Source organism: Pseudothauera rhizosphaerae (genome assembly GCF_004801305.1).
GTDB classification, from domain to species: domain Bacteria; phylum Pseudomonadota; class Gammaproteobacteria; order Burkholderiales; family Rhodocyclaceae; genus Pseudothauera; species Pseudothauera rhizosphaerae.
Genome location: NZ_SSOD01000016.1, coordinates 59,023 through 77,262, shown reverse-complemented (window position 1 = coordinate 77,262; position 18,240 = coordinate 59,023). Strand labels below are relative to the sequence as shown.

At 68.8% G+C, this 18,240-nt stretch carries 17 protein-coding genes; 11 read left to right on the top strand and 6 right to left on the bottom strand.

The window, feature by feature from the left end; translation table 11 throughout:
- The first annotated feature begins 98 nt into the window (after window positions 1-98).
- A complete protein-coding gene (locus tag E6O51_RS17330; RefSeq protein WP_136386270.1) occupies window positions 99-1,463 on the top strand; it encodes an HlyD family type I secretion periplasmic adaptor subunit in 1,365 nt (454 codons plus the stop codon).
- 25 nt (window positions 1,464-1,488) lie between these two features.
- Here E6O51_RS17330 and moaA read toward each other — a convergent pair whose 3' ends face one another.
- The 3 genes from moaA to E6O51_RS17315 form a co-directional block, all read right to left on the bottom strand.
- On the bottom strand, window positions 1,489-2,568 hold the full coding sequence (gene moaA / locus E6O51_RS17325; RefSeq protein WP_136386269.1) for a GTP 3',8-cyclase MoaA: 1,080 nt from the start codon (window positions 2,566-2,568) through the stop codon (window positions 1,489-1,491).
- 217 nt (window positions 2,569-2,785) lie between these two features.
- Window positions 2,786-3,616 carry a phosphoserine phosphatase SerB gene (serB, locus tag E6O51_RS17320; RefSeq protein WP_136386268.1) on the bottom strand — a complete coding sequence of 277 codons (831 nt, stop codon included), beginning with the start codon at window positions 3,614-3,616 and terminating at the stop codon, window positions 2,786-2,788.
- A complete protein-coding gene (locus E6O51_RS17315; RefSeq protein WP_136386267.1) occupies window positions 3,613-4,692 on the bottom strand; it encodes a 3-deoxy-7-phosphoheptulonate synthase in 1,080 nt (359 codons plus the stop codon). The genes serB and E6O51_RS17315 overlap by 4 nt, the downstream gene beginning before the upstream one ends.
- A gap of 239 nt (window positions 4,693-4,931) precedes the next feature.
- On the opposite strand from E6O51_RS17315, the gene E6O51_RS17310 reads away from it, so the two are divergent.
- From E6O51_RS17310 to E6O51_RS17285, 6 genes are all read left to right on the top strand, one after another.
- Window positions 4,932-5,180, top strand: coding sequence for a DUF4258 domain-containing protein (locus E6O51_RS17310; protein ID WP_136386266.1), 249 nt, complete (start codon window positions 4,932-4,934; stop codon window positions 5,178-5,180).
- Window positions 5,170-5,358: a DUF2283 domain-containing protein gene (locus tag E6O51_RS17305; protein ID WP_136386265.1), complete on the top strand. Its 189-nt coding sequence runs from the start codon at window positions 5,170-5,172 to the stop codon at window positions 5,356-5,358. Before E6O51_RS17310 ends, E6O51_RS17305 begins: the two co-directional genes overlap by 11 nt.
- 108 nt (window positions 5,359-5,466) lie before the next feature.
- Window positions 5,467-6,378, top strand: a complete 912-nt coding sequence (gene ylqF, locus E6O51_RS17300; RefSeq protein ID WP_136386264.1) for a ribosome biogenesis GTPase YlqF — start codon at window positions 5,467-5,469, stop codon at window positions 6,376-6,378.
- On the top strand, window positions 6,371-6,592 hold the full coding sequence (locus E6O51_RS17295; RefSeq protein ID WP_211091449.1) for a SlyX family protein: 222 nt from the start codon (window positions 6,371-6,373) through the stop codon (window positions 6,590-6,592). The genes ylqF and E6O51_RS17295 overlap by 8 nt, the downstream gene beginning before the upstream one ends.
- 96 nt (window positions 6,593-6,688) lie before the next feature.
- Window positions 6,689-7,936: a hypothetical protein gene (locus tag E6O51_RS17290; protein WP_136386262.1), complete on the top strand. Its 1,248-nt coding sequence runs from the start codon at window positions 6,689-6,691 to the stop codon at window positions 7,934-7,936.
- 13 nt (window positions 7,937-7,949) lie between these two features.
- On the top strand, window positions 7,950-8,402 hold the full coding sequence (locus E6O51_RS17285; RefSeq protein ID WP_136386261.1) for a CesT family type III secretion system chaperone: 453 nt from the start codon (window positions 7,950-7,952) through the stop codon (window positions 8,400-8,402).
- On the opposite strand, the gene E6O51_RS17280 is transcribed toward E6O51_RS17285, so the two are convergent.
- Entirely contained in the window at window positions 8,403-10,397 is a 1,995-nt protein-coding gene (locus E6O51_RS17280; RefSeq protein WP_136386260.1) for a peptidase U32 family protein, read from the bottom strand.
- 132 nt (window positions 10,398-10,529) lie between these two features.
- Here E6O51_RS17280 and E6O51_RS17275 point away from each other — a divergent pair, with 132 nt between their 5' ends.
- Both E6O51_RS17275 and E6O51_RS17270 read left to right on the top strand, forming a co-directional pair.
- A complete protein-coding gene (locus tag E6O51_RS17275) occupies window positions 10,530-10,916 on the top strand; it encodes a DUF488 domain-containing protein (RefSeq protein WP_136386259.1) in 387 nt (128 codons plus the stop codon).
- Window positions 10,917-11,071: 155 nt separating this feature from the next.
- Complete coding sequence (locus E6O51_RS17270) at window positions 11,072-12,700, top strand: bacteriohemerythrin (protein WP_136386258.1); 1,629 nt, start codon at window positions 11,072-11,074, stop codon at window positions 12,698-12,700.
- A 6-nt stretch (window positions 12,701-12,706) separates the two neighbouring features.
- On the opposite strand, the gene E6O51_RS17265 is transcribed toward E6O51_RS17270, so the two are convergent.
- The gene (locus tag E6O51_RS17265; protein ID WP_136386257.1) at window positions 12,707-13,438 is read right to left on the bottom strand and encodes a class GN sortase; all 732 of its coding nucleotides are present in this window, start codon (window positions 13,436-13,438) and stop codon (window positions 12,707-12,709) included.
- Between the two features lie 139 nt (window positions 13,439-13,577).
- Window positions 13,578-15,743, bottom strand: coding sequence for a marine proteobacterial sortase target protein (locus E6O51_RS17260; protein ID WP_168735312.1), 2,166 nt, complete (start codon window positions 15,741-15,743; stop codon window positions 13,578-13,580).
- 193 nt (window positions 15,744-15,936) lie between these two features.
- Here E6O51_RS17260 and pdsR point away from each other — a divergent pair, with 193 nt between their 5' ends.
- Together pdsR and E6O51_RS17250 are read left to right on the top strand one after the other, a co-directional pair.
- Window positions 15,937-16,626 carry a proteobacterial dedicated sortase system response regulator gene (gene pdsR, locus E6O51_RS17255; RefSeq protein ID WP_136386255.1) on the top strand — a complete coding sequence of 230 codons (690 nt, stop codon included), beginning with the start codon at window positions 15,937-15,939 and terminating at the stop codon, window positions 16,624-16,626.
- Window positions 16,626-18,236, top strand: a complete 1,611-nt coding sequence (locus tag E6O51_RS17250) for an ATP-binding protein (protein ID WP_136386254.1) — start codon at window positions 16,626-16,628, stop codon at window positions 18,234-18,236. Before pdsR ends, E6O51_RS17250 begins: the two co-directional genes overlap by 1 nt.
- The last annotated feature ends 4 nt before the right edge of the window (window positions 18,237-18,240 follow it).

The following is an 18,240-nucleotide window of genomic DNA, read 5'->3' as shown; positions in this document are numbered from 1 at the left end:
CGGGTGGAGCCTGTGTTCTGCCCGGTGCCTGCAGCTTGCCGCCAGGTTGGCTCCCCATCCACCAGAACATGCCCTGCATGCCAGGAGAAGATACCGGAATGCCGCCACTGAATTCCCTCGGGCGACCGTCTTCCGCCGATTATCGGACGTTTCATCCACCGCTCATCCGCCTGCAGCACACCGCACCGAATCCGCAGGGGCGGCGAGTACTTTGGACCCTGTCGGCCCTGCTCGGCTTCCTGTTGTTCTGGGCCGTGCTGGGCCGGCTGGACATCGTGGCGGTCGCGGAAGGCAAGCTCGTGCCGGCGAGTTATCTCAAGATCGTGCAACCCGCCGAAGCGGGCATCGTCAAGGACATCCTGGTCCGTGAGGGGGAACGGGTGAGTGCCGGGCAGGTGCTGATGCGCATGGATGCGCTCACGACCGAGGCGGATCTGGAAGCGCTGGCCACCGAGCACGCGCACAAGCGTCTGGCCCTGGGGCGCATCGACGCGGAACTTGCCGGGCACCCCTTCGAACCGGATTCCGCGGCCCCGCCGGCTCTGGCGCGCGAAGCCGCGGCGCAGTACCTGGCCAATCGCGAAGCTCTGGCGGCGGCGCTGGCCGAGGAAAGAAGCCGCCTGGAAAAAGCGCGGCAGGAACTGGCCGCCGCCAGGCAGCAGAAGATCCGGCTCGAAGCGGTGCTGCCGCACTACGTCGAGCAGGAACGGGCTTTCGAACAACTGGCCGGCAGGGGTTTCTACGGGCCGCTGATGGTCAGCGACAAGCGGCGCGAACGGATCGAGAAGGAACAGGAACTGGCCACGCAGATTCATCTGATCGCTTCCGCGCAGGCGTCCATCGAGCAGTCGGAGAAGAAGCTGCGCCAGATCGAGGCGGACTACCTCCGCCAGTTGCACGCCGAACGCAACGAGACCCGGATTCAGCTCGACCGCCTCGCCATGGAACTGGAAAAGCAGCGGCATCGGCACGCATTGCTGGAACTGAAGGCGCCGCAGGACGGCGTGATCAAGAACCTCGCCACGCATACGGCGGGCACGGTTGTGCAGCCGGGAACGGTACTGGCGAGCCTGGTGCCCGGCGGAGAGCAGCTCAAGGCCGAGATCTGGGTATCGAACGAGGACATCGGCTTCGTGCGGCCGGGGCAGGCCGTGAAGCTGAAGTTCGCGCCCTATCCCTTCCAGAAGTACGGCATGGGCCACGGCACCGTCGAGCACGTCAGCGCGGACGCGCAGAGTGAAGAAGAGGCGCGTGATGCCGGCATGACCACGGAGCAGCGGCCGCTGCGCTACAAGGCGCTGGTTGCGCTCCAGAGCGTGGCGCTGGAAACGGGCGGTCACCGCTACTCCCTGGCGGTAGGCATGCAGACGACGGCGGAGGTTCTCCTGGGCGATCGGACGGTGGCGGAGTATCTGCTGTCGCCGGTGCAGAAAGCCTGGCATGAAGCCGGCAGGGAGCGGTGACCCCGCTTTATCGGGGTACTCGGCTTCAGCCGCCGATGTAGGACATCTCGACCCTGTGCTGGCGGGGGGTGTTGGCGGTGCGGATTTCCGAGTAGCGGTCGTCGCGCACGGCCCAGACGCGGGCGATGGCGGTGTCCAGCGTGGCGTCGTCGGCGTCGCTGCGCAGGAGCGCGCGCAGGTCGTGGCCGTGGTCGGCGAACAGGCAGGTGTAGAGCTTGCCTTCGGTGGACAGGCGGATGCGCGTACAGGTGGAACAGAAGGCGTGGGTGACCGAGGAGATCACGCCGATCTCGCCCGCGCCATCCTGGTAGCGCCAGCGTTCGGCCACTTCGCCTTCGTAGTTCGGGTCGATGGGGTCGAGCGGGAAGATCCGGTGGATGCGTTCGACGACCTCGCGGGAGGGCAGCACCTCGTCCATCTTCCAGCCGTTGGAGGCGCCCACGTCCATGAACTCGATGAAGCGCAGGATGTGGCCGCTGCCGCGGAAGTGGCGGGCCATGTCCACGATGCCGTCGTCGTTGGTGCCGCGCTTGACCACCATGTTGACCTTGATGGGCGCCAGCCCGGCGGCCTCGGCTGCGGCGATGCCTTCGAGCACGCGTGCCACCGGGAAGTCGGCGTCGTTCATGCGGCGGAAGGTGGCGTCGTCCAGGGAATCCAGGCTCACCGTGACGCGGTGCAGGCCCGCGTCCCGGAGCGGGCGGGCGAGTTTGGGCAGCAGCACGCCGTTGGTGGTCAGGGTGAGTTCCACGCCGTCCAGTTCGGCCAGCATGCCGACCAGGCGTTCGATGTGCTTGCGCAGCAGCGGCTCGCCGCCGGTGATGCGAATCTTCTTCACCCCGCGGGCGACGAAGAGGCGCGCGACGCGGACGATCTCCTCGAAGCTCAGCAACTGGTTGCGCGGCAGGAAAGGGTAGTCGTTGTCGAACACCGCCCGCGGCATGCAGTAAACGCAGCGGAAGTTGCAGCGGTCGGTGACCGAGATGCGCAGGTCGCGCACGCTGCGGCCACGCCGGTCGGTGTGCGGTATGCCAGTGCCGTCGGAGGCGGCCGGTACATCGGTTGCCGGACCGGTGCCGGCCTGGCGGATGGGGATGACCTTCATGGTCGGACGGTGTGGAGAGCGATACGCCGATTGTTGTATATAGATCGCGCGGCGGCCGCGGCGTTCGTCGGCCGGTTCCGATTATCGGCGGGCGAGTGGCGCAAGGCAAGGCGGGCCGGCTTTGGTGGGAGCGGGCTTGCCCGCGATGGCGGCGCCCGTTCCTTCATCGGCTGGATCGCGGCCAAGGCCGCTCCACACAGGCGATGCCCGCTGGGGGTCAGCCCAGCACGTTGAGGATGCCGTCCAGCCCGCTGTGGTCCAGGCGGCAGTCGGCCACGGCGCGCAGCACCGGCTTGGCGCGGAAGGCGACGCCGAAGCCGGCGGCCTGGATCATGGGGATGTCGTTGGCGCCGTCGCCCGCGGCGATGGTCTGGGCGGGGTGCAGACCGAGGGCCGCGCGGGCGCGTTCCAGGTGGGCGGCCTTGCCGGCGGCGTCGACAATGGAGCCGCTGACCCGCCCGGTGAGGCGGCCATCCACCACTTCCAGTTCGTTGGCCCAGGCCTCGTCGAAGCCCAGGCGCTGCTTGAGGCGCTCGGTGAAATAGGTGAAGCCGCCGGACACCAGCACGGTATGGATGCCGGCCTGCTTGAGGCCGCGCAGCAGGCGTTCAGCGCCCGGGTTCAGGGCCAGGCGCTCTTCGTACACCTGGGCCAGGGCTTCCACCGGCAGCCCGGCGAGCAGGGCGACGCGGCGGATGAGGGACTCGCGGAAGTCGATCTCGCCGCGCATGGCCGCCTCGGTAATCGCGGCCACCTGGGGCTTGAGGCCCTGCAGGTCGGCGATCTCGTCGATGCACTCGATGTTGATCAGCGTCGAGTCCATGTCGGTGACGAACAGTCCGTAGTCGGCGAGCCGCCGCCCACCGGGCACCCAGGCATGGTCGAGGGCGGCGCGCTCGCACAGGGCGGCCACGTCGTCGTGTTCTTCCGCATCCACCAGGCGGAAGGCGCCGGGGGTGATCTGCACGATGCTATGCGCCGCCGTGAGGCTGGCGAGTTGCTTCAGGACGAGGGAATCGACCTCCGCTCCCTGTACGACGAGATTCATGCAGCCTCGCCCCGCTTCGGCAGCACTTCGCGCAGCACGGCAGCGGCGTTGCGGATCATCTCCTCGGTGGTGCCCCAGCCCACGCAGGCGTCGGTGACCGAGCAGCCGTACTTGAGCTGGGACAGGTCGGCCGGGATGGGCTGGTTGCCGGCCTCGATGTTGCTCTCGATCATCAGCCCGACCACGGAGCGGTTGCCCTCGCGGATCTGGTGGATCACGTCCTTCATGACCAGAGGCTGGAACTCGGCCTTCTTCCACGAATTGGCGTGGGAGCAGTCCACGACGATGTTCACCGGCAGCTTGGCCTTGGCCAGTGCCTGCTCGGCCAGCGAAATCGACACCGTGTCGTAGTTCGGCCGCCCGCCGCCGCCGCGCAGCACCACGTGGCCCAGGCGGTTGCCCCGCGTGCGCAGGATGGCCGACTGGCCCTTGCCGCTGATGCCGAGGAAGCTGTGGGGACGCGAGGCGGAGATGATGGCGTTGATGGCCACTTCCAGGTCGCCGTCGGTGGCGTTCTTGAAGCCCACCGGCGTGGATAGCCCGGAGGACATCTCCCGGTGGGTCTGGGATTCGGAGGTGCGCGCACCGATGGCGGTCCACGAGATCAGGTCGCCGTAGTATTGCGGGGCGATGGGGTCCAGCGCCTCGGTGCCGGTGGGCAGGCCGATTTCGCACACGTCCATGAGGAAGCGGCGCGCCTTCTCCATGCCTTCGTCGATGCGGAAGGAGTCGTCCATGTAGGGGTCGTTGATGTAGCCCTTCCAGCCGGTGGAGGTGCGCGGCTTCTCGAAGTACACCCGCATCACCAGTACCATGGTGTCGGCCACTTCGTCGGCCAGTTTCTTCAGGCGGCGGGCATAGTCCAGGCCCGCCACCGGATCGTGGATGGAGCACGGGCCGACCACGACGAAGAGGCGTTCGTCCTTGCGGTCCAGGATGCCGGCCAGCGCGCGGCGGCCGGCCAGCACGGTGGCGGCGGCCGTCTCGGAGAGCGGCACGCGGGCCTTGATCTCTTCCGGCGACGGCATGTGGTCGACGGCGACGATGTTGAGGTTTTCGGTCTGGGCGACAGACATGGCGTGCTCCGCAGTGCAGCAAAGGGGAAGAATTGTACTCCGAACGCCCGCCCCGGCGCAGGCGTGCAGGCCGATTCGCGCCTGCAGCAAATGAAGGGGATCGAGCCTGCCGGACAGGGGAATGCCGACGCTGGCGGCCGTCCGGGTGGCGACTTCGCCACCAATCCGATAGAGTCGGGTTTGATGGAACGCGCACCTGGCAGGTTCGATCCGTCACCAATGGGAACGCAGGTCACCGCATGGAATTCATCCTGACCGAACACGCGAAGAAGCGCCTTGCCCAGCGGAAAGTGCGTATCGAGTGGGTACAGGTCGCCCTGGAGAATCCGCTGAGGACCGAGCCCGACCACAACGATCCCGAACTGGCCCACGCCCTGCTTTACATCCCGGAACGGTTCAAGGTGCTGCGCGTCATCTATAAGGAAACCACGCATCCGCCTTTCATCATCACGGCCTACTTCGAAGAGGCAGACAGCCATGAAACTTGAGTTCGACCCCATTGCGGATTGCGCCTACGTCGGGCTATCCGAAAAGGAAGTCGCCACCAGCCGCGAGATCGAGCCTGGCGTCATTGCGGACTACGACGAGAACGGCGCACTGATCGGCATCGAAATCCTGTCCGTGAGCAAGCGGGCGCAGGACGATCTGGTCCAGAAAGCCGCATAAGCCAGCGACAAGCCCGGATACCGATGGGACGCCCCGGAAACGGGGCGTTTTGCTGCGCCCATTGCTGCGATAATGGCGCCCCCTGCAGACGCATTCCCCGGTTCACGCATGTCCATCCAATGGTTCCCCGGCCACATGACCTCGGCGCGCCGCAAGGCGGCCGAGACCATGGCGCGCACCGACGTGGTGATCGAGGTGCTCGACGCCCGCATCCCCGAGGCGAGCTGCAACCCGATGATCCGCGAGCTGCGCGAGTTCCGTCAGCGCCCCTGCCTGAAGATCCTCAACAAGACCGATCTGGCGGACCCGGAGGCGACCCGCGCCTGGCTCGCGTACTACGACCGCCAGCCGGGCGTGAAGGCGGTGGCGCTGTCGTGCAAGAAGCCGGGCGACGTGGCCCGTGTCCCCCGGCTCGCCCAGGCGCTGGCGCCGCACCGCAACGACGGCACCAAGCCCTTGCGGCTGATGATCATGGGCATTCCCAACGTGGGCAAATCCACGCTGATGAACGCGCTGCTCAACCGCCGCGTGGCCAAGGTGGGCGACGAGCCGGCGGTGACCAAGTCCCAGCAGACCTTCGACCTGGGCGAGCACATGACCGTGACCGACACGCCGGGCATGATGTGGCCCAAGATCGACCACGATTCCGACGGCTTCATGCTCGCCGCCTGCCACGCTATCGGCCGCAACGCGGTGATCGACGAAGAGGTCGCGGCCTTTCTCGGCACCATCCTGCTGGCGCGCTACCCGCAGGAGCTTGCCGCGCGCTACAGGTTCAAGGCGCCGCCCGCGGACGGCCACGCCGTGGTGGAAGAAGTGGCGCGCCGGCGCGGCTGCCTGCTCAAGGGCGGCGGGCTGGACCTGGAAAAGGCCGCCGGCCTGCTGCTGACCGATTTCCGCGCCGGAGCCATCGGCCGCATCAGCCTGGAGACGCCCGACACCCGTGTGGCCATGCTGGCGGCGGCTGCGCCGGCGGTCGTGAAGGGGACGGCGGAGGAGGAGAGCGATGCCGATGAGTGAACCGAACGCCCTCGATGCCCGCCTGGTGGAGCTGGAAAGCAAGATTTCCTTCGCCGAGGACCTGCTCGACACGCTGAACATGACGGTGTTCCGCCAGCAACGGGAGATCGAGCGCCTGCAGAAGCAGTTGGCGCACCTGCAGGAGCAGTTGCGCAACGCCACGACTCCGGCCCAGCCGCTTTCGCTGCGCGACGAGATTCCGCCGCACTATTGAGCCGGTGCGACAGCTTGCGCGAACCAATTCCGCGCAGCCGTTACTCAAGCGGGGAAGGTACTTAGACTTGCGACGGCAATCCAGGAGCGCTGCTTCATGAACATGAATGTCCATTCCGCCGGTGATGTGCGTGTCAAGACCGGCTACTACCGGCCGGGCGAATCGGTCGAAAATGCCAGTGTCGGCACCAGGCTGAAGAATTGGCTGGCCAAGACCTTCATCGGCAAGATTTTCAAGATGGACCCGCCCAAGTGTCTGTTCGTGCGGGACTCCCAGACCGGGCGGCACATCGCCACCGACATCACCTCCGCCCGCTTCGGCCGCTTCGTCAAGGTGGACCTGAGCGGTACGCAGCCCACCCGCATCCGGGACTACACGCCTCCGCAGAACCAGAACCTGACGCTGGAAGAGCGGGGCTCCGGCGAAGAGAACGTCGGCCGCGTGCAGGGCAAGGTGAATACCGACCAGGAACTGGTGGAAGCGAAGAACCGCATCGCGGAAGGTTTCGACAACGACTTCTGGAACCGCGACCAGATGACGGTGGCGCTGTACGCCAAGATGGTGGCCCGCAAGGAATCCGGCGGCGCGCCCATCCGCGCCTTCGTGGCGGAGTTCGATCCCGGCAATCCCAAGGGCTGCGAACTGGGCAAGATTCTCGACGGCATCAAGAGCAGCCTGGAAAGCGGCGGCCTCAAGGAAGGCCAGCGCTTCCAGATCGCCGTGCAGAACGGCGCCCACTGGACCGCCATCGACGCCAAGATCATCGACGGCAAGCCGCACTTCTTCGTCATGGACGCGGCCCAGCAATCCACGGCCAACCTGTCCGGCGCGCTGCGGGAAGCCTTCCCGGAATGCACGATCTACGAGTTCAACGACCGTGAGGTGGGTCAGATCCAGTTCGACGACAACAGTTGTTCGCGCTTTACGCTGGATCAACTGAGCGTGATGTCGCGGGATGAAACCCTCTTCGAACGCCTGGCCCAGGGCGCGAAGGAAGGCGGTTTCCGCAACCTCGAACCGGGCCAGGGCGGCGGTCTGCTGATGGTGCCGGCCAAGGAACTGCCCGCGGGCACGCTGCGCATGCTGCAGTCGCACACCATGCTCGACAAGCTGGACGACGAGACCAAGGACCGCATCGCCAGCCCCAAGAAGGGGATGACCGAATTCCAGCAGGCCCTGGGGAGCACGGTGGTGGACTTCGAGCGCGGCAAGATCATGAACACCATGGTGGACACCAAGAAGGAGTCTTACACCGAAAAGTCGCTGGACTTCCTCGACCGCCTGACGCTGGAGCAGTTCAACAAAATCGTGACGGCACGCAGCGGCGAAGGCCTGCTGTTCTGACCGGGGAGAGACCATGTCGCGCCATACCGATACCGTGAATGCCTGGCTCAACGAACTGGCCGTCCTGGCCGGCATCGACGGCCTTGCCCTCAACCCCGAAGGCGTCTGCGCCCTGCGCTACGGGGATAGGGCGGAGATCGTCTTCGAGCTGCCGGAAGACTCCGACGTGCTGCATCTGTACTGCCCGGTCGCCCCGGTGCCGGAGGCCGACCAGGCCGCCTTCTACCGCCGCCTGCTGGAATGGAACATGTTCGGGCTGGAGACCCGCGGCGCGAGCTTCGCCGTGGACCGGGGTTCCGAGCGGGCAATGCTGTGCTATGCGCTGCCCATCGAGGGCACCGACGTCCTCGCGTTCCAGAACACGGTGGGGAATTTCGCGGAGGTCAGCGAGCGTTTCTGCGACGAACTCCATGGGGCTTCCACCCCCGCCGCCGGCACCGCGGCCATGCAGGGGCTCCGCGTCTAGTCAGGCGGCCGGCGGGCGGGGGCGGTAGAACTGCAGCGGGGCGGCTTGGGCTTCCCGCAGCACGCTCTTCTTGATGCGCCCGACCACGTGCATTTCGCAAGGCTTGCAGTCGAAGCGCAGCGTGAGCCGTTCGCTGCCGTTGACCAGCACCAGCGGTTCGGCGCGGATGGTGCCGGCCACCCCGGTGACGCCGGCGGTCTGCTTCGGGCACAGGCTCAGGCTGTAGCGCACGCAGTGCTTCGTGATCATCAGGCTGGCTTCGCCTGTTTCCTCGTGGCTCTCGTAAGCCGCGGCGATGACCTGGACGCCGTGGCGGGCGTAGAAGTCGCGGGCCTTGTGGTTGAAGACGTTGGCAAGATAAGTGAGGCTGCCGTCCGGGTAGGGCGCGGGCGGTTCGACGGCCATTGCCCGCGGCAGGCGTTGCCAGGCGGCGGCGCGGGCGGCTTCCAGTTTTTCGATGGCGTCCCGGCGCAGGGCGTTGACCGCGCCTGCGGGCAGGAACCAGGGGCGGGGCAGGGCGATGGCGATGCGTTCCACGGCAAAGATCGTGTTGCCCAGCTTGCCGAGCTGTTCGCGCAGGGTGGTTTCGGCGCGGGCCGTATCCCTGGCCGGCTCGAAGGCGTGGGCCAGCGTGGCGGTGGCGCGGTGGCCGTCTTCGTCCTCCACGTCCAGGGCGAGGCCGTCGGCGGTCTCCCGCAGCGTCATTGCCAGGGCGATGCGGCGGTCGGCGGATTTCTTCTCCAGCAGGCGGTCCCAGGCCATGTCGGTGTTGCGGGACACTTCCGTGCCGGGGCGCAGGTCCTTGCGCCCGGCCATGCCGTCGGCCGGCCACACACGCCAGCGCGCGAGTTGCGGTTCCGCGGCCGGCTGGACCAGGCGTTCCACCCGGTTGGCGCGCAGGCCCTGCAGGTTGCGCTGCAGGTCGAACCAGGTGAGGCCGTCGCCGTTGGCGAGCGCGGCATCGCCTTCCAGTTCCAAGCCGTCGGTCAGCACACGCACCACGTGGCCTACCGGCAGCCCGGCCCAGGTGGGGGCGTCGAAGGCGCCGATGTCGGCCTGGCGGCCGTGGAGGAAGTAGTCGGTGGCGCCGCGGTTGTAGTTGCGCCGCGGGTCAGGGGTGAAGGTGTAGCTGCAGCGCCCGCTGGAAGCGCGGGCCAGTTCCGGCCGTCCGGCGAGGATGCCGTCCAGCAGTTGCCGGTAATGGGCGGTGATGTTCTTCACGTAGCCCATGTCCTTGTAGCGCCCCTCGATCTTGAAGCTGCGCACCCCGGCATCCACCAGTGCGGCGAGGTTGGCGGACTGGTCGTTGTCCTTCAGGGACAGCACGTGCTGCTGGTGGACGACGATGCGCCCGCCCTGGTCCAGCACGTTGTAGGGCAGGCGACAGGCTTGCGAACAATCGCCCCGGTTGGCGCTGCGCCCGGTGTGGGCGTGGCTGATGTAGCACTGCCCGCTGTAGGCCACGCACAGGGCGCCGTGGATGAAGAATTCCAGGGTGCAGCGGGCCGGGTCGGTGGCCGCGCGGATGGCGCGGACCTGCGCCAGCGTGAGTTCGCGCGCCAGCACCATCTGGGAGAAGCCCGCGTCCTGCAGGAAGCGCGCCTTCTCGGGCGTGCGGATGTCGGTCTGGGTGCTGGCGTGCAACTGGATGGGCGGCAGGTCTAGTTCCAGCAGGCCCATGTCCTGCACGATCAGCGCGTCCGCGCCCGTCTCGTACAGGGCCCAGGCCAGGCGGCGAGCCTCTTCCAGTTCGTCGTCGCGCAGGATGGTGTTGAGGGTGGCGAAGATGCGTGCGCCGAAGCGGTGCGCGTGGCGCACCAGGCGTTCGATGTCGGCCAGTGGATTGCCCGCGCCGGTGCGGGCGCCGAAGGCCGGGGCGCCGATGTACACCGCGTCCGCGCCGTGGTTGATCGCCTCGATGCCGATGTCGGCGGTGCGGGCGGGGGCGAGGAGTTCGAGGCGGGCGTCGGGGGCGTGGCGATGCGGCGTGGTCATGGGGCGCGGCGGCTGGGAACAGGGCGCAATGATAGCGGTTCGGCCGCCTTCCTTGCCCGCCCGGGTACCATCGTGGCGCTGCGGGCGGCGTATCCTTGGCGTTCGTATCGCGGTCTATTGGAGGTGAGCCAGATGGTCATACGGGTCGTTCGCCTGGGCAGCGCCCGGGCGCCGGACGAAGGCATCCGCATCGGCACGGTGCGCCGGCCGCCGCGGGGCGTGCCCAAGTCCGAGTTCGGCACGCGGAACTGGTACGACGTCTGGTTTCCGAACCTCGCGCCCAGCGTGGAGACCATGAAGATGGCGCAGGCCGCCGGGACGCCGGCCCAGTGGGCCGCGTTCGCGAAGCGCTATCGCGCCGAGATGGCGCAGCCCGCGAGCGCCCACGACCTGGAACTGCTCGCCGCGCTTTCCCACGGCACGAATTTCTCCGTCGGCTGCTACTGTGAGGACGAGGCACGCTGCCATCGTTCCATACTGCGCGCCCTGCTGCAGGAAAAGGGTGCCGATCTGGCGTGACCGGCAATGCACCGGGGGACTCGATTCGGGCCGCCCGGCACCCGGCCTCCGGCGTACTTGACCTGCATCAATCGCCTTGCCGGCCGGCTTGGCCAGAATCGCCGCATTGCGCCGGACATGCGAGACGCGTTCCGGCAACACCCGAGGTGAACCGTATGGAACAACTGGCATGGAGCGACGCGCTGCGGACCGGGGTCGACGTGATCGACCGGCAGCACCGCGGCCTGGTGGACATGGTCAATGCCGTGGCGATCCGCCTGGATGCGGAGAAGACGCTGAGCGCCGATGAAGTGCGTCTGCTGGTGGGCTACCTGAAGGACTACGCGGAGGTCCACTTCGGCACCGAAGAGGCGCTGATGGCGCTGTGCGGCGTGTCGCCGGACTACGCCGAGCACCACCACCGCAACCACGAACGCTTCCTCGCCCACGTGGGCGACATGATCGACGACCTGTCCGAGAATGCCGTGCCCGACGGCCGCCAGTTGCTGGCCTTTCTGGGCGACTGGCTGATCCGCCACATCCAGGGCGAGGACCAGGGCCTGGCGCGCCGCCTGCGGGAGGCCAGTGCCGCCGGCCACGGCGAGTTCCACAGCGAAGCCCAGGTCGGCGGCGGGATCGGCTCCACGGGGCTCACGCGCGGCTTCGCCGACGTGCTCGCCCTCGGCAGCGCCACGCTGCACGCCAGCGAATCCGACGTGCTGGAGATGATCGCCGAGGGCACTTCGCCCACGCTGGTGATGGCGCTGGACGCCTCCCTGCTGCCCGTCGCCGTGCTGCATGCCAATGCCGCGGCCGAAACCCTGTTCGGCGTGCCGGCGGACGAACTCCAGGCGCGCTCGGCGGCACAGCTTTTCGGCGAGGCCCAGGTGCAGCGCCTGCCCGTGGTGATGAGCGAAGTGCTGATGCACGGCGCCTACGAGGGCGAATTCGACTGCGTGGTGCAGGATGGCCGGGCGAAGCCGGTGCCGGTGCGCATCACGCACCTTGTGCTGCAGGGGCGCATGGTGATCCTGACGGTATTCGCGTCCCAGGCCGGACGCGCGCGCGGCGGCCGGCGCGCGGCGGCCGTCGCGGAGGAGCACGGCACGCTGGCCGGGCGCACGGTGCTGTCGCGCCATCCGCTGTTCCAGGATCTCGGGCGCGAGGAGATGGCCCTCCTGGAAAAGGCCGCCCGCCTGGTGTGCCTGCAGAAGGGGCAGGTGCTGTTCCAGAAGGGCGACGAACCGGAGGGCGCCTACATCGTCATCAGCGGGCAGATGAGCCTGTCCGCGTCCAACACCCGCGGCGCGGAGAAGGTGCTGGACATCCTCGACCCGCCGCAGGTGTTCGCCGAAGTCGAGGTGCTGACCCGCCAGCCCGCCGCGGTGCATGCGCACAGCCTGACGTCCACGGTGCTGCTGCTGATCCCGGCCGACGCCCTGCGCCGCGTGCAGGCCTCCAGCCTGTCCTTCGGCACGGCGTTGCTGGCGCACCTGGGGCGTCGGGTGCACAAGCTCACCGGCGAGATCGAGGCCCTCACGCTGCACACCGCCATGGAGCGCATCATCGACCACCTGCTCGAACACGCCAGCGTCAACGCCCACGGCGTGGTCGAAGCGCTGCTGCCGGCGCAGAAGCAGGTCATCGCCTCCTATCTCAACATCAGCCCGCCCACGCTGTCGCGCGCCTTCCAGACCCTCACCGACAACGGCCTGATCACCATCAGCCGGCGCTACGTGACCATCCCCGACCGCGAACGCCTGCTGCGCTTCCGCGACGAAGGGATCGTGGCGCAGCGCGTGTAGCCGCCACTACAGCGCTACCGCGCCACGTCGGCGTGAGGATTCGTTCTCTTCCGCACCCACCGCCGTCACCACGTAGCGCAGCGGGCCGCCGGCCTGCAGGGCCTCGAAGGGCCAGCAGGTCACCAGGGTGAGCACGCGGCCGGCGGGCGGCTGGGCCAGCGGGCGCAGGTCGTTCTGGTCCACCACCTCGCGGTGGGCGACGAAGTAGCGCAGCAGGTCGCCGTAGGGCGTCTCCACTTCCAGTTCGCTGCCGTCCTCCAGCCATTGCAGGAAGGCGAAATGGGTGTCCCGGTGGGCTCCGAGCACGGCGTTGCCGTCCTCGCCGGGCAGCGCCGTGCCGTACATGTGGCCGGGGCCGAAGGCCAGGGTGCGCCCTTCGGCCCCGGCCAGCACGTAGAGGTCCACGCCGTGGGCCGGTGCGCGCAGGCGGGCCACCGGCCAGGTGTCCGCCCACGGCCAGGGCTTGACCTGGGTGGCGCCGGCCTGGGTCTCGGCCCAGGCCTGGCCGATCAGCACCTGGGCGAGCCAGGCCTTGGCGTGGATGTAGCCGGCCTGGCCGAACTGCCACAGACCGGCGGCGAGCGCCAGCACGGCGGCGGTGCGCAGCACGCGGGCACGCCAGCGCTGGCGGGGGGTGATGGTGTCGGAGAGGCCGAGGCAGGCCGGGGCCGGCCAGGCGCATTCCACGCCGAGGAAGTCCTTGCTGTTGCAGTGATGGCAGGTACGGGCGGATTTCATGGTCGGGCTCCTAGGGTCAATCCGGCAACCAAGTACCGTTCGGGCTGAGCTTGTCGAAGCCCGATTGGTGCCAAAGTCCTTCGACAGGCTCAGGGCGAACGGTGTCGTGCGCTGGATCGTCGGGTGAGTAAAGGCGGAATCAGGCGGGGAGGGTGAAGGCGGCGCGGCTGCGGCGCTGGATCAGCCACAGCGCGGCGCCGGCGAAGAGGGCGAGGCAGCCGAGGAGCAGGTTCATGCGCGCGCCGGTGGCACCCTTGGGCAACTGGCCGAAGACGGATTCGTACTTCCAGCCTTCCGGCAGGTTGGTGGGCATGGCGCCGCCTTTGAGGGCTTCGGCGGCCGGACGGACGGGTGTCTTGTCCACCGCCACCAGGCTGGTGTAGCGGCTCACCAGGTGGTGCTGCAGCGCGAGTTCCACGACGGCGGGGCGGACTTCCGCTTCCTGTGCGCCGCCGCGCAGGCCGTCCAGCAGCGAGTCGATCTTCTGACGTGCCCACAGCACGCCGATGCCGGCCGCGGGGGAGGCTTCGGCCAGCGGCACGTCCGCCTGCCATTGCACGTCGCGCCCCCAGCCGGTGACGCGCAGCGTGCCGCCGGTCTTCTTCAGCGCGGCGGCCACGACCAGCGGTTCGCCGGCGTACAGGTCCGGCACCCGGCGCGGCCAGGCTTCGGCGGCGCTGCCGTCCGGCCACGCCAGCTCGATGCCCTTGAGCACGGGGGATTCGAGCTTGGCGAACAGGGCCGACATGCGTTCCTGCACCTCTTCCAGCTTGCCGATGTAGGTGAAGGTGCCGCGCCCGGCGCTGGCGGCCTTGCGCATGAAGTGGCTGTTGGGGGCGGAGCCGATGCCGACGGTGAAGAGGCGGGAATCCCCCAGGCGCTGCTCGATGAGGCGGAACAGGGCCTCCTCGTTGCCCACTGCGCCGTCGGTGAGGAAGATCACCTGGCGCACCCGCGTCGGGTCTTCCGCGCCGTCCAGCGCCATCGCCAGCGCCTGGCGCATCTCCGTGCCGCCGCGGGCCTGCAGGCTGCGCACCCAGCGGGCGGCCAGTTCCACGTGGTTGCGGGTGGCCGGCTGGGCGGCGGGGAAGAGGGCGTTGGCCTGGGAGTTGAATTCGATCACGTTGAAGTGGTCGGCCGGGTTCAGCCGGCGCAGGGCCAGGGCCAGCGCCTCCCGCGCCTGCACGATGGAGGTGCCGTCCATGGAGCCGGAGGTGTCGAGGATGAAGATCACCTCCCGGGGCAGCGGGCTTTCGTCGGCCTTCAGGCGCGGCGGCACCATCATCAGCAGGGCGTAATCCACGTTCCTGCCCGATTCGGTGAACAGGGCCACCTGGGGCGCCTGGCCGGCGGCCAGCGTCCACACCAGTTCGAAATCCCGGTTGGCGGGGGCGGTACCGGCGGCCAGTTCGACGACGCGGCGGTGGGCATGGGGAGTGTCGATGCGCACCGCGTGGTAGGGGCTGTCCACCGATGCCAGGGGCACGCCCGCGTCCAGTTCCACGCGCAGGCTCACCGGGTTGATGAGGCCCTTGTCCGGGTGCAGCACGGGCGGGGTGATGCGGTGGGCGTCCGGCACCTGGTTCGTCGGCGGCACGGTGCCGTGGCCGGCGCTGCGCTCGCCGTCCGGCGCACCGGGGATGTAGCGCGGACCCACCACCATGGGAAAGCGCAGGCTGTAGCGGCCTGCGTCATCCACGATCTGATAGTCCAGGGTCTGCTGGTATTCGATTTCCACGCGGATTTCCGCGCCCGGTGCGATGTTGGCGACGCTGGTGGTGAAGATGTTGGGCCGTTCCTGCTCCACCAGCGCGGCGCGCTTGCCTTCCTTGCGGGCTTGCTCGAACTGGGCGCGGGCCTGTTCCTTCTCGTGGATTTCGCCTTCCACGACGCGTTCGCCCACCTGCATGCGCAGGCGGTCCACGGCGGCGTTGTCCGGCAGCGGGAACACGTAGATGCCTTCCAGCCAGTCGGTGCCCGGGTTGCGGAAGGTCTGCACCACGCGGGCGCGGGCGAGCGGACCGTTGACCCGTATCGTCACGTCGGTGGCAAGGGTTGGCAGGGCGTGGGTGCTGCCGTCGTCGGCGCGCATCAGCAGCGTGCCCTGGCCTGCTTCCGACACCTTCATGGGCGTGGCCTGCATCTCCACGGCGTAGGCACGGGACGTGAGCAGCAGCACGAGGACGACCTGGACCAGGGCGACCAGCAGGCCGCCGGCGAGGATGCGCAGGACCAGGGCGGCAATCTCCGCGATGTGCTGCCGGCCGGATGCCGGCGCGGCGTCGCGCGCTGTGGTGGTGTTCATTGCTTGTTCTCCCTTTTGCGGTGGCCGGGCCGTTTGCCCGTGTTGGCATTTCAGCGCCGGACAGGGCCGGCATTCGGGGGCAAAAGGGGAGAAGCGGGGGCGAAATGTGGCGGAAAAATGGCTCTTGGCGCGGCGGGCGGCAGCGCCCGGCCACGGTGCTATAGTCCGCCCCGGATCAACAGCGAAGATGCCCATGGGACGCCGCATCGCCATCGTCGAGGACGAAGCCGCCATCCGCGACAACTACGCCGCGGCCTTCGCGCGCCAAGGCTACGAGGTGGCCGCCTACGCCGACCGCCCGCAGGCCCTGGCCGCCTTCCGCGCGCGCCTGCCGGACCTGGCGGTGATCGACATCGGCCTGGGGGACGAGCCGGAGGGCGGCTTCACCCTGTGCAGCGAACTGCGCGGCCTGTCGAAGCGCCTGCCCATCATCTTCCTGACCGCGCGGGACAGCGATTTCGACGTGGTCTCCGGCCTGCGCCTGGGGGCGGACGACTACCTCACCAAGGACATCTCCATGCCCCACCTGCTGGCGCGCATCGCGGCGCTGTTCCGCCGCATCGACGCGCTGGCGGATGGGGAGGCGCAGGAGGAGGCCATCGAACGCGGCCCCCTGCGCCTGGACGCCATGCGCCTGGCCGCCCAATGGCGCGGGCAGCCGGTGGACCTGACCCTGACCGAGTTCTGGATGGTGCACACGCTGGCGAAGACTCCCGGCCACGTGAAGAGCCGCGACCAGTTGATGCACGACGCGCGGCTGGTGGACGACGGCACCATCACCTCCCACGTGAAGCGCATCCGGCGCAAGTTCGCGGCCGTGGATGCGGGCTTCGACGCCATCGAGAGCGTGTACGGCATGGGCTACCGCTGGAAGGCGCAGTGATGGCCGACGCCGCCGCCCCGCGCTGGCGCATCAGCCTGCGCACCAAGCTCGCGCTGCTGGCGCTGCCGCTGCTGGCCCTGCCGTGGGTGGGCTACCGTTATCTCACCGAGACGGAGGCCTTCCTGCTGGAAGGCCAGCAGCAGGCGCTCATCGGCACGGCGCGGGCAGTCGCCACCGCGCTGCACGAGCGCCCGCAACTGCTGGGCATGAAGGAGTGGTCGCCCAGTTCCCGGGTGGCCGCCGACGAATCCCTGCTGCCCGGCGAGGAGATCGTCGAGCCGTCGGCCGACCGGGCCGCCGAGCGGCGCGCGGTGGAAGAGGTCCAGGCCATCCTGCGCGGCGTGCAGCGCAGCACCTCACGCATCAGTGTGGTGAGCCGCGACCTGCGCGTGCTGGCGCTGGCCGGCAACCTGGAGGCCGAGGCCGCACCCCCGGAGCCCCTGTGGCGCCGCTTCTGGCGTGTCATCGTGGCCCGCATCGTGCCGCCGCCCGGCGGACGCATGGATGCGGACTGGACACCCACCCGCGGGCGGGAGGTGCACGACGCGCTGCTGGGCATCCCCGGCGCCCAGGTGCGCACCACGGTGGACGGCCGGGCGCTGGTGGTCTCCGCGGCGCATCCCATCTGGGAGGGCAGCCGCGTGCTCGGCGCGGTGGTGGTGGAGGAGCGCTCCGACTCCGTATTGTCCTTGCGCCAGCACGCCCTGGAACGCCTGCTGCTGCTCACCCTGGCCGGCTTCGGCGCGCTGGCGGTGCTGGTGCTGGGTTTCGCCTCGCGCCTCTCTTGGCGCATCCGCCGCCTGCGGGACGAGGCCGAGCGCGCCATCGACGGCCACGGCCGCATCGCCGCGCCGCTCGCCGCCTCCAAGGCCGGCGACGAGATCGGCGATCTCTCCCGCAGCTTCTCCGCGCTGCTCGAACGCCTGGCGCGCCACCACACCTATCTGGAAAGCATGGCGAGCCGGCTCTCCCACGAACTGCGCACCCCGGTCGCCGTGGTGCGCTCCTCGCTGGAGAACCTGCACGCCGAAGCGCTGCCCGAGGCCGCACGCCCCTACATGGAGCGGGCGGAGACGGGCATCGCGCGCCTGTCGAAAATCCTTTCCCGCATGAGCGAGGCCACGCGGCTGGAACAGGCCCTGGCGACGACCGAAAGCGAGCGCTTCGACCTGCGCGCGCTGGTGGGCGAGTGCGTGGAAGGCTATCGTGCCGTGCATCCCGCCCATCGCTTCGAGGCCGAATTGCCGCCCTATCCGGTGTGGGTGCGCGGCGCGCCGGATCTGGCCGCGCAGATGCTCGACAAGCTGGTGGATAACGCGGTCGATTTCGCCGTCCCGGGCACTGCCATCCGCGTCGTGCTCAAGTTCGAACTGACCAGCGCCACGCTGTCGGTCATCAACCGCGGCCCGCTGCTGCCGGCCGAACTGGAAGGGCGGCTGTTCGAGGCCATGGTGTCGGCGCGCAAGACCGAATCCTCCGCCGAACCCCACCTGGGCCTCGGCCTCTACGTGGCGCGCATGATCGCTGCCTTCCACGGAGGCAGCCTGAACGCGGCCAACCTGCCCGGCGGCGACGGGGTGTGCGTCAGCGCGGTGCTGCGGCTGGCGTAACAGT

What these genes read in the sequence shown, in the direction of transcription:
- E6O51_RS17330 (WP_136386270.1), top strand. Translation starts at nt 99, where the DNA reads ATGCCGCCACTGAATTCCCTCGGGCGACCGTCTTCCGCCGATTATCGG.
- moaA (WP_136386269.1), bottom strand. Translation starts at nt 2,568, where the DNA reads ATGAAGGTCATCCCCATCCGCCAGGCCGGCACCGGTCCGGCAACCGAT.
- serB (WP_136386268.1), bottom strand. Translation starts at nt 3,616, where the DNA reads ATGAATCTCGTCGTACAGGGAGCGGAGGTCGATTCCCTCGTCCTGAAG.
- E6O51_RS17315 (WP_136386267.1), bottom strand. Translation starts at nt 4,692, where the DNA reads ATGTCTGTCGCCCAGACCGAAAACCTCAACATCGTCGCCGTCGACCAC.
- E6O51_RS17310 (WP_136386266.1), top strand. Translation starts at nt 4,932, where the DNA reads ATGGAATTCATCCTGACCGAACACGCGAAGAAGCGCCTTGCCCAGCGG.
- E6O51_RS17305 (WP_136386265.1), top strand. Translation starts at nt 5,170, where the DNA reads ATGAAACTTGAGTTCGACCCCATTGCGGATTGCGCCTACGTCGGGCTA.
- ylqF (WP_136386264.1), top strand. Translation starts at nt 5,467, where the DNA reads ATGTCCATCCAATGGTTCCCCGGCCACATGACCTCGGCGCGCCGCAAG.
- E6O51_RS17295 (WP_211091449.1), top strand. Translation starts at nt 6,371, where the DNA reads ATGAGTGAACCGAACGCCCTCGATGCCCGCCTGGTGGAGCTGGAAAGC.
- E6O51_RS17290 (WP_136386262.1), top strand. Translation starts at nt 6,689, where the DNA reads ATGAACATGAATGTCCATTCCGCCGGTGATGTGCGTGTCAAGACCGGC.
- E6O51_RS17285 (WP_136386261.1), top strand. Translation starts at nt 7,950, where the DNA reads ATGTCGCGCCATACCGATACCGTGAATGCCTGGCTCAACGAACTGGCC.
- E6O51_RS17280 (WP_136386260.1), bottom strand. Translation starts at nt 10,397, where the DNA reads ATGACCACGCCGCATCGCCACGCCCCCGACGCCCGCCTCGAACTCCTC.
- E6O51_RS17275 (WP_136386259.1), top strand. Translation starts at nt 10,530, where the DNA reads ATGGTCATACGGGTCGTTCGCCTGGGCAGCGCCCGGGCGCCGGACGAA.
- E6O51_RS17270 (WP_136386258.1), top strand. Translation starts at nt 11,072, where the DNA reads ATGGAACAACTGGCATGGAGCGACGCGCTGCGGACCGGGGTCGACGTG.
- E6O51_RS17265 (WP_136386257.1), bottom strand. Translation starts at nt 13,438, where the DNA reads ATGAAATCCGCCCGTACCTGCCATCACTGCAACAGCAAGGACTTCCTC.
- E6O51_RS17260 (WP_168735312.1), bottom strand. Translation starts at nt 15,743, where the DNA reads ATGAACACCACCACAGCGCGCGACGCCGCGCCGGCATCCGGCCGGCAG.
- pdsR (WP_136386255.1), top strand. Translation starts at nt 15,937, where the DNA reads ATGGGACGCCGCATCGCCATCGTCGAGGACGAAGCCGCCATCCGCGAC.
- E6O51_RS17250 (WP_136386254.1), top strand. Translation starts at nt 16,626, where the DNA reads ATGGCCGACGCCGCCGCCCCGCGCTGGCGCATCAGCCTGCGCACCAAG.